Raw genomic sequence first — 18,030 nt, forward strand, 5'->3', positions numbered from 1 at the left:
AAGGCGTATATTAAATAGTTATGATTGAGTTGTATGTATATTGCTCATTGAATACCACTGTTAACTAAATTACTTTATTTTCCTTTTGTTTCTCATGTTTACATTTAGAAACACCTTGGGCGCTTTTCAGTGAAGTTTTCAGTGGCAGCAAGGAGTAAGGTTGATAGGAATTCAACAATATCCTGTTCTATAAAGACGGTAAATACATGCAAAAGAAACCACTTGTCGCACTAATGGCGGCTACAGCAATCCTCGCTGGATGCGGGGAAGCTAATAATGCCCAAACGAAAGGTCAAGCGCCTCTCGTAGTGACTCAGGATGTCACGGTTATCGACTACCAACCGAGCAAGTCTTATATCGGTCGCATTGAAGCAGTAGAAGATACCAATATTACCGCGCAGATTTCTGGCTACTTAAAAGCTCGTCACTTTGAAGAGGGGCAAATGGTAGAAAAAGGGCAGCTCCTTTACTCTATCGAGCCATCTTCTTTTGAAGCCCAAGTCGCGAGTGCTAAAGCCGCACTTGCACAAGCTAAAGCGGCGCTAAAAAAAGCCGAATTAGATCATACTCGAGGTAAAAACTTGTTGCCTCGCGGTAGTATCTCTCAATCTGAGTTTGATGCTTTAACTGCGGCACTTCTTGGTGCGAGAGCAGAGCTAGAAGCGGCAAATGCTCAACTTAAACTTGCTGAAGTTAACCTTTCCTATACTCAAATCCGAGCACCTTTTAGCGGACGTATTAGTGATACCAAAGTTAGTACGGGTGATCTGGTTTCTCCATCATCTGGCGTGCTGACAACTCTGGTGAGTTTAGATCCAGTTCATACCTCATTTAGTGTGAGTGAGCGTGAGCGTTTAGCTATGGGTATGGATCAAGTAAAAGGTGATGGCTCGGCTGAATCAAACCGCGTTGAAGTTCAGCTTGAACTGGAAAATGGACAGTTTTTTGAGCATCTCGGTAAGCTTGATTTCTTAGGTAATCGTATTGACACCAAAACGGGTACGATTGCTATGCGCGCGCTCGTTCCAAACCCAGAGCAGAAGTTACTTCCGGGTCAACACATCAAAGTGAACTTGAGAGATAAGAACACGAAAGACGTTATTGTTATCCCACGACGTGCCGTACAGACTGACTTAGAAGGTGACTTTGTGATGGTGATGGCTGAGGGAAGTGTGGCAGAGCGTCGTAACGTCGAGCTTGGCCCTCAGGTTGAACAAGGCATTATCATTCGAGAAGGGCTCGATCAGGAAGATACGGTTATTACACAAGGCCTACAACGTGTGCGTAATGGTGTAGAAGTGCGCCTTCAAGCACCTGCTGAAGATAAGCAGTAGGGGGCACTATGTTAAGTCGTTTCTTTATTCAGAGACCTAAATTCGCGCTGGTTATTTCGATCATATTAACGCTAGCCGGCGCGATCTCACTGGCGATTTTGCCAGTGGCTGAGTACCCACAGATAAGCCCGCCATCAGTAAGCGTTTCGGCTTACTACACCGGCGCGAGTGCGGAAGTTGTCGAGCAGGCCATTGCGGACCCCATAGAGACCTCAGTCAACGGCGTTGAGGATATGATATACATGTCTTCAAAGAGCGCGAACGATGGCTCTTACAGCCTAAACGTCACGTTCGATGTCGGCACCGACCCAGATATGGCGCAAGTTAACGTGCAAAACCGCGTGTCACAGATTGAGTCAAAATTGCCTCAAGAAGTTCGCATGGTTGGTGTGACGGTGAAAAAGCGTTCACCTGACTTGCTGATGGTACTTAACTTCTATTCACCTGATGGCAAATACGATGATCAGTTCTTGATTAACTACATTAACTTGAATGTAAAAGATCAGTTGGCTCGTGCGAAAGGTATCAGTGAAGTTAACGTGATTGGTGGTGGCGAATACGCAATGCGTGTTTGGTTAGATCCTGAAAAAATGGCCAACCTTAAGCTAACCACGTCAGACGTATACGCTGCTTTGGCTGAACAGAACGTTCAAGTTGCGGCAGGGCGTGTAGGTGCAGCACCATACAACAATCCGCAAGAAGTTCAGTTTAACCTTGTGACCAAAGGTCGCTTGGAAAGCGTGAGTGAGTTTGAGAACGTAGTCCTTCGAGCTAATCCCAATGGCTCTACGGTTTATCTGAAAGATGTTGCTCGCGTTGAACTAGGCAAAAAGTTCTACGATGGTAACGGTAAGTTCCGTGGCCAGGACGCGTCAATCGTTACGTTGTCTCTTCAATCGGATGCGAATGCGTTAGAAAGTGGTCAGGCCGTCATGGAGCTCCTTGAAGGCTTGAGCAAAAACTTCCCAGAGGGAATGGAATACGAGACCAGCTACGATACAACCGTGTTCGTATCTGAATCGATCAAAGGGGTAGTAAAAACACTGATTGAAGCGATTCTATTGGTGATTGCTGTAACTTACTTGTTCTTGGGTAGTGCGCGTGCAACGTTGATTCCTGTTGTCGCGATCCCCGTTTCTCTGATTGGTACGTTTGCCATCATGCAGGCAACGGGCTTCACCATTAATACGGTTACTTTGTTTGGCTTGATCCTTGCGATTGGTATCGTGGTGGACGATGCGATTCTGGTTATCGAAAACGTCGATACTACCATGGCGAAAGACCCAACCATTTCACCGCGTAAAGCGACGTTGCTAGCGATGAAAGAAGTAACGGGACCAATCATCACGTCGACCTTGGTTCTACTTGCGGTATTCATACCCGTCGCCATGCTGCCAGGTATCACCGGTATCATGTATCGCCAGTTCGCTTTGACCATCTGTATTTCGGTTGTGATTTCATCCATCAATGCATTGACGCTGTCTCCAGCACTTTGTTCTCTGGTATTGAAGCAGGGTGGGGGCAATACCGCTAACTGGTTCCAGGCTTTCAACCGAGGCTTAGAGCGCATCACTACGCGTTATGGCCAGATCGCTGGTTTCTTGGTGAAGAAGTCTTTACTGCTCGTGACGTTCTTTATAGTTGCTATCGCAGCGGTCACTTTCTTTGCGAAAACCACCTCTACAGCGTTTGTTCCTCAAGAAGATAAAGGCATTTTGCTGGTTAACGTACAGCTACCAGATTCAGCCTCTTTATCACGTACTGAAGAAGTCACCAATGATTTAATGAAAATGATCGGTGAAGAGCCTGGTGTGGATGGTGTGACGGTTGCGAACGGTTACTCGTTTATGACAGGCGCAGCAGCATCAAACGGTGCTTCTGTATTTATCAAATTGCATGACTGGGATACTCGTAACTCGCTGCAAGGAGAGCACTCTGCTAATGCTATCGCGGCACGTATTAACGGGCGAGCGGCGACAGAGTTACCTCAAGCGGTTGTTTTTGCGATGGGACCACCGGCGGTTCCAGGTATGGGCGCTGCGTCTGGTTTTGAGTTTGTGCTTGAAGACACGCTAGGGCGAAGTCGTACCGACTTGTCGATGGTCATGGGAGAAATGATCCAAGCGGCTAACCAAGCGCCTGAAATTGCCTACACGTTTAGCACGTTCCGCGCGAATGTTCCGCACTACTACGTTGATATCGATCGTGAGAAAGCGCAGCAATTAGGTATTTCGCTGTCGTCTATTTTCCAAACCTTGCAAGGCAACTTAGGTTCGCTTTATGTGAATGACTTCACCATGTTTGGTAAGAACTTCCGCGTAACCATGCAAGCTGATAGCCAGCACCGTAGCAGCATGGAAGATCTAGAGCGTTTTCATGTTCGTTCTTCGAACGGTGATATGGTCCCGTTAAGTACGCTAGTGAGCTACGAGCAAGTGTTTGAGCCTGATGTGGCGTGGCGTTACAACATGTACCGCAGTGCTATCATTCAAGGCCAACCAGCTCCGGGTTACTCTAGTGGTGATGCGATTGCAGCAATGGAACGCGTTGCTGCTGAAGTTCTTCCGCAAGGGTACACGTATGAATGGACAGGTATGGCTTATCAGGAAGTGCTTGCGGGTAACCAAGCCATTTATGCGTTTGCGCTGGCTTTGATCTTCATTTACTTGTTTATGGTGGCTCAGTATGAGAGTTGGAGTATTCCACTGGCTATTATTTTGGTGGTCCCAGTAGCAACGTTAGGTTCCTTCCTTGCGTTGAATCTAACTGGCACGCCGCTTAACTTGTATGCCCAAATTGGTCTTGTCTTGCTCATAGCCTTGGCGGCGAAAAACGCAATTTTGATTGTGGAGTTCGCCAAGCAAGAGCGAGAAGAAAAAGATGCTGATATCGATAGTGCAGCGGTTAAAGGAGGCACTTTACGTTTCCGCGCTGTGAATATGACATCTTGGTCATTTATTCTGGGTATCTTCCCGCTTATCTTTGCCGCTGGCGCGGGGCACGTGAGTCAAAACTCACTCGGCGTGTCGCTGATTGGTGGTCTATTGTGTGTGCTTCTAGCAGGTACATTCTTGATCCCAGGCTTCTACGCTCTGGTGCAAAGACAGCGTGAGAAAGTTCATGGTGGCAACACCAAGCTGGTTCCTCTTGATGATGAATAATCACATCCGAAGTGCGCAGCAAGCACGAAGTGACAATTGAAAAAAGCCCGAAGCAATGATTGCCTCGGGCTTTCTATTTTGAAAAAGGGTTATTTTAGCGCAGTTTTGAATTGTGCAACGGCTTCATCCATATCATGAGCTTGAGCAGAGACAGAGTTCACTTCATGCAAGCATTCCTGAGCGGATTGCATGTTATTCTCAGATATTGCGTTTAGCTCGGTGATTGAACCGCTAACTTGGTTCATAACGATACCTTGTTCTTCAATTGCTGAAGCTATGCGCTCCGAATTACCTTGAATTGAATGCATGTCAGTGATGATCTGCTGTAGGCTAGAATCCAGTTTTTCAGAAGCATTAAGTGTTTGTTGCCCTTGATCGTTACATTGATCAATATCAGCAACAACTGTAGACATTTGAGTTTGAATATCTGCAACGACCCGCGTGATTTCCTCTGTGGATTGATGAGTTCGGCTAGCTAGGGCGCGTACTTCATCGGCGACAACTGCAAACCCGCGGCCTTGTTCGCCTGCTCGCGCGGCTTCAATTGCTGCGTTGAGAGCTAGTAGGTTGGTTTGCTCTGCAATTTCTTGGATGATGTTCACGGCACCACCAATTTTATCTACATGCTGATTCAGCGAGCCAATCGACTGCTGGCTGTTTGATAAAATCGTGGTTAGTTGACCGATGTTGGTTACCGTCGCCTCAACAACTCCTCGACCTTGTTCGGCATTATTCGCTGCCTGATGTACGCCTTCTACCGCAACTGATGTGCTTTCAGAGATTTCACCTATTGTGGCAACCATTTGCTGAACTGCCGTCGCCATTGATGCAGTGTGGTCAGTTTGAGTGTGGAATTGCTCCATAACGCCTTCTAACTCACGATGCATATTATCGGTACTTGCAGTGAGTTGCGCCGATTTTTCTTGGGTACTACTAATTAGATGCTCAAGCTTATCCAATAGGTCATTGAGGTGATGACTGATATCAAATAGCTCGTCTTGACCTTTCAAATCAGATCGAAGTCCCATGTTGTTCGTTTCGCTGATACTTCGAATGGTGCCAAGTAAGCTATTCACTCGCGTATTGATTGAACGTGAAATTTGCCAAATCAATGCGAAAATAACGACTAAGATCAGAGCTGTAATGACCTGCTTGATGGTCGACATTTGTTCATCACGTTGTGCGGCAGCAGAGCTAAGGGCTGTGGAAAAGGTTTCAAATTGCTCTTCTACGGCATGGGATAATGCGCGAGTTTCACCGAGTAGGCCTTTGTCATAAGCAACCCCAACAACTTGCTTTTGGGCCGCCAATTGCTTACCTGTTTTGATAAGCTCCGGAGCATATTGCCCCTCAAGCAAGTCACTATTGAATAGTCCTGCTTTTACCGCAGAGTCAAAACGGACTAATGCCAATAACTGCTGGTGGTCTGAACGTTGTTTTGCTTCTAATAGTGCTTGTTCGTAACCAGCGAGAAGCCCACTCTTTGAATCAAGCCCGTATAGTTGGTAAGCGCTGACCAGATTCTGAAAGCCCCTTTGGTATGCGAGCAAGTCTTGCTTAAATTGTTGACTGGAAGGTAATTCATTACTCTTGAGTATGTTCGCAAGCTCTTTTTCTGTGTCTATAAACTTGTCAACATTGGCGTCAAACTTATTTAGATATTTGTCATTACTACGTAGTAGGAAATCTTTTTCATTTCTGCGTAAGTTGAGTAAGCGTATTTCTAGATCACCAACGAGTTTGATCGCGTGATTTAGATCATTGCTCTTGTTTTCAAAATGGGATGACGTACCCAAAAGGGCCACGATGCCTAAAATGGCGATAACTCCGAGGAAGTAGAGTTTTTGCCTAATAGTCATATTGTTGTTTCCTGAATAAGTAACTAAAAAGAGAAATCCAATGAGATTTCCAAGGGCTAGCAAACGTTGTTCAACTAACATGTCGAGAAAACGACATTCACTAATACAGCACTTTTTTACGTTGCTGTTTTTTCGCTCCGTGCTTGTTTTTTGTATCAAGTCGTCGGCGTTGAGAAGCGCGGGTTGGTTTCGTTTTAATACGCTTCTTCTCCTGTAAAGCGGCAGCTTTTATCAATGCTTGAAGCCGATTTAGGGCGTCTTCCTTATTTTGTTCTTGTGTCCGAAATTGTTGCGCTTTGATGATGATCACGCCATCTTTACTTATACGACTATCAGAAAGTGCAAGTAATCGCTCTTTGTAAAAGTCAGGTAAGCTTGAATGCCGGATATCAAAGCGCAGGTGTATAGCGGACGCTACCTTGTTAACGTTCTGGCCACCATTTCCTTGAGCTCTAATTGGGGATAATTGAATTTCCCACTCTTGAATTGTGACGGAGTTCGAAATTTTGAGCATGATAAGTAAATGCCGGTAAGGACGATTGAAAGAGCTGATAAATTAACATTACAGATGCACAAATAGAAGAAAAGACATGAGCACGATTGATTTTAGACCCTATGAGGGATTCATATTTGATATGGATGGTACTCTAATCGATACCATGCCAGCCCACTTGGCAGCTTGGCAAGCAACTGCTGAGCGTTTTGATTTTCCGTTTTGCCAGGAATGGTTTCACAGTTTGGGAGGGATGCCGAGCTTTAAAATTGTTGAGGAACTAAATCGTGTGCATGAGCTTTCGTTAGATCCTAAAACTGTCGCGACATTTAAAATGGAAACATTCGCTGCTATGGAGCTTCATGGTGACGTTATTCCTTGCACGAACATCGTGTTAGAGGAATATTTAGGCCATAAGAAAATTGCAGTCGGGACTGGCAGCCAACGAGAAAGTGCCATGCGCTTATTAAGTCATGCAGGTTTATTAGACAAGTTAGATGTTGTAGTAACCGCGAGTGATGTAGAGAACCATAAACCCTTTCCAGATACCTTTTTGGTGGCCGCGGAACAACTCGACTTGGAGGCGTCACAGTGTCTTGTGTTCGAGGATACTGAGTTGGGGAAGCGAGCGGCGCATGCAGCTGGTATGGATTGCGTTATGGTGCAAGATAATGAGTTGATCTTTTTCCCAAAACCATAGTGGCAATATCCCTTAATATGAGATCAAAATGGGGTGCAAATGCACCCCATTAATTTTTACCACATCATCGATCATGAATCATAGATGCTTATTCTGGTTGAACTAGCTCTTGGTATTCAAATGAAGGTACCACAACTTCTACGCGACGGTTTTTCTCACGACCTTCGCGAGTGCTGTTGTCAGCAACTGGGTTTTCTTCACCCATACCTTTAACTGTCAAACGATCTGAACCAATGCCAGCTGCGGTTAGGTAATCAGCAACAGATTGAGCACGACGCTCAGACAGTTTTTGGTTGTATGCCTCAGGGCCTGAGCTATCCGTGTAACCAGTAATCTCTACTTGAGCTTGAGGATATTCGTTCAAGAATGAAACAAAGTTGTCCAGACGTTCAGAAACGGACTCTGTTAACTTAGCACTATCGAATTCAAACGTACCTGTACCGTACTCTTCTTTGTGCACCTTGCTCATCATCACTGGTTCTGGATCTGGCTCGATCACTTCTTCCGTTACAACTGCTGCAACAACTGGAGCTGCTGCGAATTTGTAGTTAACACCGATACCAAAGAAGTTAGCATCCATGTCGTCCCACACGTCGTCAGACATGTCTTGGTAACGTTGGTATTCAGCGCGAACACTCCAGTTTCTATCGATCGAGTATTCAGCACCCAAAGAACCTGTTGGGACAAAGTCTGTTTCGTCATCAGACATCATGTAAGCACCACCGATCTTAGCAAACAGATTCCAAGAGTCGTTTAAGTGCCAGTTGAATTTAGGTGCAAGTGTTAAAGCCGTTAGATTGCCGTCAATCGTATTAACCGTGTTAGCCCCTGACATCGAGTTAGCTTTGTAGTCGCCTAAGAAGTCTACGCCGTACTCTAGCCCAATGATATCGGTAAAGTCATAACCGATATGTAGTCCTGCACCAAACGCTTCATCATCACAAGGGCTATTTAGATAGCAAGCGTCGTCAAGTGTAGTCATGCCCACTTTGCCCCCGATGTACATTTCAGCTTGAGCAGAGTTTAAAAGCGCGCTACTACCAGCTACCACTGCTGCTACTGCAATTGCTACTTTGTTCATAATGTTTCCTTGTATTGATTGCATATTAACTTCTACTTCGTTTTATCAAAAAATTAGAAAAAACCAGCGTTTATAAGAAATTAGTTTAATATTCTAATCATTTCATATCAAGCAACAATATATTTGAACTTGATCAACATTTACTACCCAAAAATACCTCACAAACTTCTGATATTTCTTACATTGTAGTAAAGATTTTTTGGTGCATAAGAAAATTGATGATTATTTTGAACTTTTTTTCGTAAACTTTACTTTACATTGTGCGCAGTAGTTAACAGGTGGCTTTTATTTGCATTTATTTGCAAAAACTGATTGCAAGTCTACGCCTAAGCCGATAAGTTACTTAAACGCTAGACAGAAAATGACCACAGCCCTTGATGCTGCTCGCTTTGTGAACAATGTTGCAATGAGTTCAGTTGGTAAAAATGGGGTCGGAAATAAAACCAGGAAGTAGAAGTAATGTTTCAAACTGATGATGTAAGAATAAATAGAGTAAAAGAGTTATTGCCACCTGTTGCAGTATTAGAGAAGTTCCCAGCGACTGAAACCGCTTCTTCGACCACTTTTGATTGCCGTAACGCCATTCACAATATTCTTGAAGGAAAAGACGATCGATTACTCGTGATCGTTGGCCCGTGTTCTATTCACGATCCGGCTGCCGCGGTTGAGTACGGTAAAAAGCTAAAAGTATTACGTGATGAACTGGGCGAGCAGCTTGAGGTTGTTATGCGAGTTTATTTTGAAAAGCCGCGTACGACCGTTGGTTGGAAAGGCCTTATCAATGACCCTTACTTAAATGACACCTATAAGCTAAATGATGGTCTACGTATCGGACGTAAACTTCTTCTTGATCTAACCGATATGGGCTTGCCAACGGCAAGTGAATTCTTAGATATGATCACACCTCAGTACGTGGCGGATTTGATCAGTTGGGGCGCTATCGGTGCTCGTACGACAGAATCTCAGGTTCACCGCGAGCTAGCTTCTGGTCTTTCTTGTCCTGTAGGTTTCAAAAACGGTACAGACGGGAATATTAAAATAGCGAGCGACGCGATTCGTTCTGCAAGCGCTTCCCATCACTTCCTTTCAGTAACAAAATACGGTCATTCCGCGATCGTAGAAACCGCTGGTAATCCAGACTGCCATATTATTCTACGTGGCGGTAAAGAACCAAACTACAGTGCAGCACATGTAGCTCAAATTAAAGATGAGCTGGACACCGCAGGTCTGCCGAAAAAAGTGATGATTGATTTTAGCCATGCTAACAGCTCGAAGCAGTTCAAGCGTCAAATGCTGGTGTCTGATGATGTATCCGAACAAATCTCTGCTGGCGAAGAAGCCATTTTTGGTGTGATGATCGAGTCTCATTTAGTTGAAGGTCGCCAAGACTTAGTGGATGGCAAAGCAGCCACTTATGGTCAGTCGATTACTGATGCATGTATTGGTTGGGAAGATACGGAAACGGTACTTCGTCAGCTTTCTGATGCAGTAAAAGCGCGCCGCAACAAGTAAGCTCAACAGAAAAACTTTTTAAAAGCGAAAAGTGAATAGTGAAGAGCCAGAGGTACTATGCCTCTGGCTCTTTTTGTTGAGAATTACTCTCATATCTTTCTATTGTTTCTGCTTTCCTATATGTTATCTGTATACGTTGTAACCAAAAGGAATTTGGAATTGAATCGTAATGTATGGCTTCTATCCCTCTGCCAAGCCTTATTAATGACAGGGAATATTTTACTCATATCTGTTATTGCCCTTATTGGCAAAACACTTGCGCCGTCATCAAGTTTTATCACATTACCAGTTGCACTGCAGTTTTTGGGACTGATGGCCGCGACAATTCCTGCGTCGCTAATTATGGGCAAGTTAGGGCGTCGCCTTGGTTTTAGCCTTGGTAATGTCATTGGCATTTTGGGTGCTAGTCTAGCGACGTATGCATTAAGTCAACAAAACTTCTATCTGTTCTGCATGTCTACGTTTTTGCTTGGTGTTGGTATAGGTTTCGGTACTCTATACAGGTTTGCTGCCATTGAAGTGTGTGAAGAGTCGGCAAGGCATAGGGCGATTTCGATATCTATGGCGGGTGGGGTGTTAGCGGCGATCCTTGGGCCTAATCTGGCCGTGTACTCGCAGCAGTGGTCAGATGATGGCTTATACATTAGTGCATTTGCTGTGCTTGTCGTGCTTTATATAACCGCGTTGGTTGTGCTACAAACCATTCGTTTTCCACCTGCACACACGCAGGCGCTACACGCTAAGGCGGATAAGCTGAGACTGATTATTCGTCGACCTAATTTCATGCTGGCAGTTATCGCGGCAATGGTTGCGTACGCGGTGATGAACATTTTAATGACAGCAACTCCTTTAGCGATGATTGGTTGTGGCTTTGATTTTGATAAAGCGGCGGGAGTGATCGAATGGCACGTGTTGGGTATGTTTGCACCTGCGTTTGTCACGGGCCGTCTGATAGAGCGGTTTGGCGCTAAGAATATGATTTTGGCGGGTGGATTGCTATTTGTTGCTTGTATTGGAATTAATATACATGGAGTGTCTATCTGGCATTTTAGTCTTGCTTTAATCCTGTTAGGAATAGGGTGGAACTTTATGTTTATCGCAGCAACCGGGCTGTTTAGTCAAAGTTATGAAGCGAAAAACAGAAGCAAGGCTCAAGCGTTTAATGAATTCTTCGTGTTCAGTTGTGTCACCATCACCGCATTACTATCTGGTTGGCTTGAGTCTACCGTAGGTTGGCAGAATCTTAATTTGTATGTTCTTCCATTTGTGTTACTCGTTATCGCGATGTTTGCGTTAAAAACGAATAAAAAGCCAGAATCACAAACCGCTTAATTGAGGCTTAATATATAACCCGGCCGATCGTGTCGGGTTTGTTTATTAGCTCAAATCAACAATCTCTTCTTTATGTTTTTATCGATAATGTGAATTCCCACAATAAAAATGTCGATTTGATAAGACTTTTTATCTAACTTTTTGTAATAAAAATAAAAATCCTGTATATATCTTGCCGAAAATCAATAAAAACTAAAGAAGTTTCGTCTATGTCAGCCAATATTTCTCATAAAGCTCAAGAAACTCTCGTGAGGGAGTCTGAGGAACTCGTCTCAACAACGAACTTACAAGGTGTTATTACATATTGTAATGAAGCCTTTTGCCGCGTTGCTGAATACACTCACGAAGAACTTGTCGGTCAGAACCATAATATAGTTCGTCATAATGATATGCCTAAAGCCGCTTTCGGTGATATGTGGGCACGCCTTAAACAAGGTAAAGCCTGGCGTGGAATGGTTAAGAATGCCACTAAGTCTGGCGGTTACTATTGGGTTGATGCTTATGTCACCCCTATCTACGAAGACAACCATGTTGTTGGGTATCAATCAGTGCGCGTGAAACCAAAGCGAGAGTGGGTTGATATTGCGACAAAAGCCTACAAAAGCATGCGTGCTGCAGAGAAGTCTGGTCGAACTTGGTCGTTGAAAATCAATGAAACCATTCGCTATGCGATTCTACTTGGTGCACTAACCGCACCTGCAACCGCATATGCGTTGTCTGTTGAAGGGCCGTTGGCTTGGCTTGCAAGTGCGTTACCTGCAAGTGTTCTGGCTCTGTTATTCCGCCAAGAGTTAATTGATACACCTCAGCAACTTAAAAAGTTACAAAAGCAATATGACAGCGTAAGTCGCTTGATCTATTCCGGTAACACGGCATTTTCGATTGCCGATTTCCATATCAAAATGCTATCCGCAAGAATTCGAACCGTGTTAGGAAGAATGACTGACTCCGCATTGCCTTTGCAGCATTGCGCCGAAGAGCTTAGTCAAACAACGGCAGAAGTCTCAGCTGCATTAAATCAGCAAAATACCGATATTCATCGTGTGCGAGATGCTACCCAAGAGGTGGAGTCGTCGGCAAATTCGGTTTCTTCGAGTACCAATGATGCCCATATGTTGATTGATGATACATTGAAGTCATGCTTGATGGCGAAGGAGACCATCGATCAAACGCACACCAATCTAGCGAAGTTAAGCCTTCAAGCTGAAAAAGCGACGGAAACGACGTATCAACTGAGTGATCAGGCGCAGAAGGTGAACCATTTGATGGAAGAGATTGGTGGGATCGCAGAGCAAACCAATTTACTGGCACTCAACGCGGCGATTGAAGCGGCAAGAGCAGGGGAGCAAGGTCGTGGTTTTGCTGTTGTAGCTGATGAGGTCCGCGCGCTTTCTGGGCGAACATCCAATGCAACTGAACAAATCCAAGCCTCTATCTCCACTATGTTGGCAACGATTCAAAGTTGGCAGAAAGATATTCTGGCAAACAAAGAGCAAACCGATGCCTGTTCTCAAGTAGCAGAACAAAGTGCGTTACGTTTGTCTGAAGTTGAACAGATGATGCAAACCATGAGTGGGCTGATGGTTGATGTAGCAGAAGCGGCGAATAACCAGTTAAAGCTATCTAGTGATGTAAACCAGCACATTCATTCTATCGCTTCGACCGCAGAACAAAACTTGGCAGCAACACATTCAGTTGAGCAAAATAGCCGACAGTTGAAAGACCAAGTACAAGATTTCTATCAGCTCGCACTTCGATTTGAAGACAAATAGTCGTAACGAAAGTTGTGATGTTTATGTCCTGGCTGCGTTTATGCGAATAGGAGCCAGATAAAAGAAAGCCCCGCCATTGCTGGTGGGGCTTTTCAGTTTTCACATTCGCAATAGAGAAAACTGATTATCTTTTTACTGCAATTACGCGAGTAGCTCTTTTGCTGTGTTCACTACGTTTTCAGTCGTGAAACCAAACATTTTGAATAGTTCGCCGGCTGGTGCAGATTCACCGAATGAAGTCATACCAATGATGCGACCGTCGAAGCCTACGTACTTGTACCAGAAGTCAGCAATACCTGCTTCAATTGCGATACGCGCTGTTACGTCTGATGGCAGTACAGCTTCACGGTAAGCGGCGTCTTGTTTGTCGAATGCGTCTGTTGATGGCATTGAAACAACGCGTACTTTCTTACCTTCAGCAGTTAGCTGTGCTGCTGCTTCTACTGCTAGTTCAACTTCAGAACCTGTTGCGATAAGGATTAGCTCAGGCTTGCCTTCGCAATCTTTCAGAATGTAAGCACCTTTCGCGATGTCTGCTACTTGTTCTGCTGTACGCTCTTGTTGCGCAAGGTTTTGACGAGAGAAGATAAGTGCTGTCGGTGCATCTTTACGTTCAATCGCTAGTTTCCAAGCTACAGCGGACTCAACTTGGTCACATGGACGCCATGTGCTCATGTTTGGTGTTAGGCGTAGCGATGCCATTTGCTCAACTGGTTGGTGAGTTGGACCATCTTCGCCAAGACCGATAGAGTCATGCGTGTACACTTGGATGTTCTGAATTTTCATCAGCGCAGCCATACGCATTGCGTTACGTGCGTACTCCATGAACATTAGGAATGTTGCGCCGTAAGGAACGAAACCACCGTGTAGCGCGATACCGTTCATGATCGCTGTCATACCGAATTCACGTACGCCGTAGTGGATGTAGTTACCAGAGAAGTCGCTTGCTTCTAGAGACTTAGAACCAGACCACATTGTTAGGTTAGAAGGTGCTAGGTCAGCAGAGCCACCCATGAACTCTGGTAGTAGAGCACCAAATGCTTCTAGAGCATTTTGAGACGCTTTACGTGATGCAATGTTTGCTGGGTTAGCTTGAAGATCAGCAATGATTTGGCTTGCTTTCTCTTCCCACTGTGCAGGAAGCTCACCGTTTACGCGGCGTTTAAATTCAGCTGCCAGCTCAGGGTACGCTGCTTCATAAGCTGCAAATTTCTCGTTCCACGCTGCTTCCTTAGCTGCGCCTGTTTCTTTCGCTGACCATTCTGCGTAGACTTCTTGCGGAATTTCAAAAGGACCGTGCTCCCAACCTAGTTCTTTGCGTGTTGCTGCAATTTCTTCAGCGCCTAGTGGCGCACCGTGACAATCGTGTGAACCAGATTTGTTTGGTGAACCAAAACCGATGATAGTCTTAGTACAGATAAGTGTAGGACGTGGATCCGCTTTCGCCGCTTCAATTGCTGCGTTGATTGCGTCAGCATCGTGACCATCGACTGCAGGGATTACGTGCCAACCGTAAGCTTCGAAACGCTTAGGTGTGTCGTCAGAGAACCAACCTTCAACGTGACCGTCGATAGAGATGCCGTTGTCATCCCAGAATGCGATCAGCTTGCCTAGACCAAGAGTACCTGCAAGAGAGCATGCCTCGTGCGAAATACCTTCCATCAGACAGCCGTCGCCCATGAACACGTAAGTGAAGTGGTCAACGATGTCGTGGCCTTCTTTGTTGAACTGTGCTGCTAGCGCTTTTTCAGCTAGAGCCATACCAACCGCGTTAGTGATGCCTTGACCTAGTGGGCCCGTTGTGGTCTCGATTCCTGGCGCGTAACCGTACTCTGGGTGACCAGGAGTTTTAGAGTGAAGCTGACGGAAGTTTTTCAGATCGTCGATAGACAACTCGTAACCTGCAAGGTGCAGTAGAGAGTAAATCAGCATTGAGCCGTGGCCGTTAGACAGTACGAAACGGTCGCGGTCTGCCCACTCAGGGTTTGATGGGTTGTGGTTTAGATGAGAGCGCCAAAGAACTTCAGCGATGTCAGCCATACCCATAGGTGCACCTGGGTGACCAGAGTTAGCTTGTTGAACACCATCCATGCTTAGCGCACGGATTGCATTTGCTAGATGTTTACGATCCATAGTGATTACTTCTCGATATTTGATTTAAATAGAGGGAACTCGCCGAAACAAGTTCAAATAGAATTTTTTGAAAATAGTGCTGATGGTAAAAGCGAGTAGACGGGCTACTCGCTTTTGGTAAGCAATTAAAGCTTAGCTTCGATCATCGCTTCTAGTTTGCCTTGGTCAACGGCGAAGTTGCGGATACCTTCAGCCAGCTTCTCAACAGCCATTGGGTCTTGGTTATGTTCCCATAGGAACTCTGCGTGAGTCATTGGTGCTGGACGCTCAGCTGCGCCTTTAGAATCAACTAGTTTCTCAACTACTTCACCCTCAGCTGCTTCTAGTTCTGCAAGTAGAGCAGGAGCGATAGTTAGACGGTCACAACCAGCTAGTTCTAAGATCTCACCGATGTTACGGAAGCTTGCGCCCATAACTACAGTTTTGTAGCCGTATTCTTTGTAGTAGTTGTAGATCTTAGTTACAGATAGTACGCCTGGATCTTCTTGAGCTTCGAAGTCACGGCCTTCTTTCGCTTTGTACCAGTCCATGATACGACCAACGAATGGCGAGATTAGGAATACACCCGCTTCTGCACAAGCACGTGCTTGAGCGAACGAGAATAGAAGCGTTAGGTTACAGTTGATGCCTTCTTTTTCTAGGATCTCAGCTGCGCGAATGCCTTCCCAAGTTGAAGCCAGTTTGATAAGGATACGGTCGTTAGTGATGCCAGCATCGTTGTACATTTTCACTAGTTGACGAGCTTTCGCTACGCTGCCTTCCATATCGTAAGATAGACGAGCGTCTACTTCTGTAGAGATACGACCTGGGATAGTTTTTAGGATTTCTTTACCGATGTTTACTGCAAGCATGTCACAAGTATCTTGAACTTGTTGAGCTTTGTCGTTGCTCTGTGCTTTAGCGTATTCGATTGAAGCATCGATTAGAGGTGCGTACTCTGCGATTTGAGCGGCTTTAAGGATAAGAGAAGGGTTAGTTGTTGCGTCTTCTGGCTGATACTTTTTAATTGCATCAATTTCGCCAGTGTCTGCTACTACAGTCGTTAGTTTACGAAGTTGCTCTAACTTGTTGCTCATAATCGATCATCCTATTTAAATGGGATTAAGCGTGATTTTTGTTATCACAGCTTGTGCATTTGAAAGCGAGTTAGCTAACCGTCTCATCGCATTTAATGAGACATCTGCTCAGCCAACTACGGAAAATTTCGTTACCGAACAAATGCTATGAACATTTGATCGATAGCTGAGTAAATGATGTGTCCATATTTATCCTATCTATGCTGAAAGTCAATCGCTGAAATGGACTTATAGTGAACTTCATCAACGTTTTTTTACTGTGTGTTTAGTGGTTAACCCAAATAAACGTTTGCCCTTATTGTTCAAAGCTTGAGCGTTATCCAAGAGGGTAAAAAATTGTAGTGAGAAAATGTTATTGCGATGAGCAAATGTAGCGTTTAAATTGATAAAGAACATATGCTAAGTCAATGAGCATATGTTCACTTATTGCATACAATATCGATCCTCTTAAAGGGCGAGAGAAACCATGAGCAGTTCTAATCAAGATATTTCCATTGAAAACACGGATTTGTTGACAGAGATTTCCGTCGCGTATTATCAAGACGGTGCGACTCAGGAAGAGATATCGAGAAAATTTGCCATATCACGCGCAAAGGTCGGGCGAATGCTAAAGCAGGCGCGTGATGAAGGCATTGTTGAAATTACCGTTAAATACCATCCGGTGTTTAGCGCCAAGATTGAACAACGTTTGATCGAGCGATTCGGCGTTAAGCGCGCGCTTGTTGCTCTTGATCAACCGAATGAAGAAGCGCAACGACTACAGGTATCGGGATTGGTGTCCAATTATCTCACTAGCACGCTCAAAAACGGTATGGTGGTGACGGTCGGACAAGGGCGCAACGTGTCGTCTGTCGCTCACCATATAGGTGTTATTACGCCGCGTGACTGTAAATTTGTGTGTGGCATTGGTGGTATTCACCCGCGTGGCGGTATGTATAACGCCGACCATATTTGTCGTCAGTTGGCGAAGAAATATGGGGGAACCTCTGAAACCCTTTATGCGCCGGCATACGCAGAAAATAGAGAACAGAAGTTGGCCTTCATGCAAAATGCAACCGTGAAACAAACGCTCGACCTAGCACGTAAAGCCGATGTTGCTTTGGTTGGTATTGGTGACATGAGCGAAAACAGTTACATGGTCGACTTAGGTTGGTTTACGCCTGATGAAGTGGTTCAGTCGAGACTTCAACAAGGTGTGGTAGGGGATTTTGCAGGTTATGACTTCTTTGATATTCACGGTAATGTAGCGAACACGGTAATGAGTGACCGAGTAATTGGACTTGGTATTGAAGAGTTTCGGCCGATCTCGGAAGTCATTGCGATCGCAGCAGAGAACAGCAAGCCGCTCGCTCTACTCGGAGCATTAAGAACTGGAGCGATAGACGTGATCGCCACGAGCGTTAGCAACGCATTAACCGTGCTCAACTTAGATGAGCAAATGCACGGCAACGCGACATCTGAACGCTAACGAAAATAGTCGGCTTTTGATGTAGTCAGGCTATGAGGAGGGACAAATCACTCATAGCCAGTTTCTATTTCGAAACGACAAGTTTGGTTTAGAAGCTGCGTTTAGTTTA

Annotated in this window: 12 protein-coding genes; 7 read left to right on the forward strand and 5 right to left on the reverse strand. The window is 45.0% G+C overall.

Annotated features, from left to right (window positions below; all coding sequences use genetic code 11):
- Positions 1-206: 206 nt before the first annotated feature.
- A complete protein-coding gene (gene vmeY / locus R8N47_RS00320; RefSeq protein ID WP_017635193.1) occupies positions 207-1,334 on the forward strand; it encodes a multidrug efflux RND transporter periplasmic adaptor subunit VmeY in 1,128 nt (375 codons plus the stop codon).
- A gap of 8 nt (positions 1,335-1,342) precedes the next feature.
- A complete protein-coding gene (gene vmeZ / locus R8N47_RS00325) occupies positions 1,343-4,495 on the forward strand; it encodes a multidrug efflux RND transporter permease subunit VmeZ (RefSeq protein WP_064354852.1) in 3,153 nt (1,050 codons plus the stop codon).
- 89 nt (positions 4,496-4,584) lie between these two features.
- Here the strand turns inward: vmeZ and R8N47_RS00330 are convergent, their stop codons facing one another.
- Entirely contained in the window at positions 4,585-6,354 is a 1,770-nt protein-coding gene (locus R8N47_RS00330) for a methyl-accepting chemotaxis protein (RefSeq protein WP_064354851.1), read from the reverse strand.
- A 100-nt stretch (positions 6,355-6,454) separates the two neighbouring features.
- On the reverse strand, positions 6,455-6,868 hold the full coding sequence (gene arfB / locus R8N47_RS00335) for an alternative ribosome rescue aminoacyl-tRNA hydrolase ArfB (RefSeq protein ID WP_017635196.1): 414 nt from the start codon (positions 6,866-6,868) through the stop codon (positions 6,455-6,457).
- 76 nt (positions 6,869-6,944) lie between these two features.
- Between arfB and R8N47_RS00340 the strand changes: the two genes are divergently transcribed.
- A complete protein-coding gene (locus tag R8N47_RS00340; protein WP_017819896.1) occupies positions 6,945-7,547 on the forward strand; it encodes a beta-phosphoglucomutase family hydrolase in 603 nt (200 codons plus the stop codon).
- 88 nt (positions 7,548-7,635) lie between these two features.
- Here R8N47_RS00340 and R8N47_RS00345 read toward each other — a convergent pair whose 3' ends face one another.
- Positions 7,636-8,628, reverse strand: coding sequence for an OmpA family protein (locus R8N47_RS00345; protein WP_064354850.1), 993 nt, complete (start codon positions 8,626-8,628; stop codon positions 7,636-7,638).
- 459 nt (positions 8,629-9,087) lie between these two features.
- Here R8N47_RS00345 and aroG point away from each other — a divergent pair, with 459 nt between their 5' ends.
- From aroG to R8N47_RS00360, 3 genes are all read left to right on the forward strand, one after another.
- On the forward strand, positions 9,088-10,140 hold the full coding sequence (gene aroG / locus R8N47_RS00350) for a 3-deoxy-7-phosphoheptulonate synthase AroG (protein WP_017635200.1): 1,053 nt from the start codon (positions 9,088-9,090) through the stop codon (positions 10,138-10,140).
- A gap of 159 nt (positions 10,141-10,299) precedes the next feature.
- On the forward strand, positions 10,300-11,472 hold the full coding sequence (locus R8N47_RS00355) for an MFS transporter (RefSeq protein ID WP_021035943.1): 1,173 nt from the start codon (positions 10,300-10,302) through the stop codon (positions 11,470-11,472).
- A 209-nt stretch (positions 11,473-11,681) separates the two neighbouring features.
- On the forward strand, positions 11,682-13,244 hold the full coding sequence (locus R8N47_RS00360) for a methyl-accepting chemotaxis protein (protein WP_017819900.1): 1,563 nt from the start codon (positions 11,682-11,684) through the stop codon (positions 13,242-13,244).
- Positions 13,245-13,385: 141 nt separating this feature from the next.
- Here R8N47_RS00360 and tkt read toward each other — a convergent pair whose 3' ends face one another.
- Together tkt and tal are read right to left on the reverse strand one after the other, a co-directional pair.
- Positions 13,386-15,377: a transketolase gene (tkt, locus tag R8N47_RS00365; protein WP_042522667.1), complete on the reverse strand. Its 1,992-nt coding sequence runs from the start codon at positions 15,375-15,377 to the stop codon at positions 13,386-13,388.
- Positions 15,378-15,502: 125 nt separating this feature from the next.
- Positions 15,503-16,453 (reverse strand): transaldolase, encoded by a 951-nt coding sequence (gene tal, locus R8N47_RS00370; RefSeq protein ID WP_005373488.1) that lies wholly within the window; start codon positions 16,451-16,453, stop codon positions 15,503-15,505.
- A gap of 466 nt (positions 16,454-16,919) precedes the next feature.
- Here tal and R8N47_RS00375 point away from each other — a divergent pair, with 466 nt between their 5' ends.
- A complete protein-coding gene (locus R8N47_RS00375; protein WP_005387670.1) occupies positions 16,920-17,921 on the forward strand; it encodes a sugar-binding transcriptional regulator in 1,002 nt (333 codons plus the stop codon).
- The last annotated feature ends 109 nt before the right edge of the window (positions 17,922-18,030 follow it).

It is taken from the genome of Vibrio sp. 2132-1, from assembly GCF_033344315.1.

Coding starts and splice junctions, on each gene's coding strand:
- tal (WP_005373488.1), bottom strand. CDS start 16,453: ATGAGCAACAAGTTAGAGCAACTTCGTAAACTAACGACTGTAGTAGCA.
- vmeZ (WP_064354852.1), top strand. CDS start 1,343: ATGTTAAGTCGTTTCTTTATTCAGAGACCTAAATTCGCGCTGGTTATT.
- tkt (WP_042522667.1), bottom strand. CDS start 15,377: ATGGATCGTAAACATCTAGCAAATGCAATCCGTGCGCTAAGCATGGAT.
- R8N47_RS00345 (WP_064354850.1), bottom strand. CDS start 8,628: ATGAACAAAGTAGCAATTGCAGTAGCAGCAGTGGTAGCTGGTAGTAGC.
- R8N47_RS00360 (WP_017819900.1), top strand. CDS start 11,682: ATGTCAGCCAATATTTCTCATAAAGCTCAAGAAACTCTCGTGAGGGAG.
- aroG (WP_017635200.1), top strand. CDS start 9,088: ATGTTTCAAACTGATGATGTAAGAATAAATAGAGTAAAAGAGTTATTG.
- R8N47_RS00340 (WP_017819896.1), top strand. CDS start 6,945: ATGAGCACGATTGATTTTAGACCCTATGAGGGATTCATATTTGATATG.
- arfB (WP_017635196.1), bottom strand. CDS start 6,868: ATGCTCAAAATTTCGAACTCCGTCACAATTCAAGAGTGGGAAATTCAA.
- R8N47_RS00375 (WP_005387670.1), top strand. CDS start 16,920: ATGAGCAGTTCTAATCAAGATATTTCCATTGAAAACACGGATTTGTTG.
- vmeY (WP_017635193.1), top strand. CDS start 207: ATGCAAAAGAAACCACTTGTCGCACTAATGGCGGCTACAGCAATCCTC.
- R8N47_RS00330 (WP_064354851.1), bottom strand. CDS start 6,354: ATGACTATTAGGCAAAAACTCTACTTCCTCGGAGTTATCGCCATTTTA.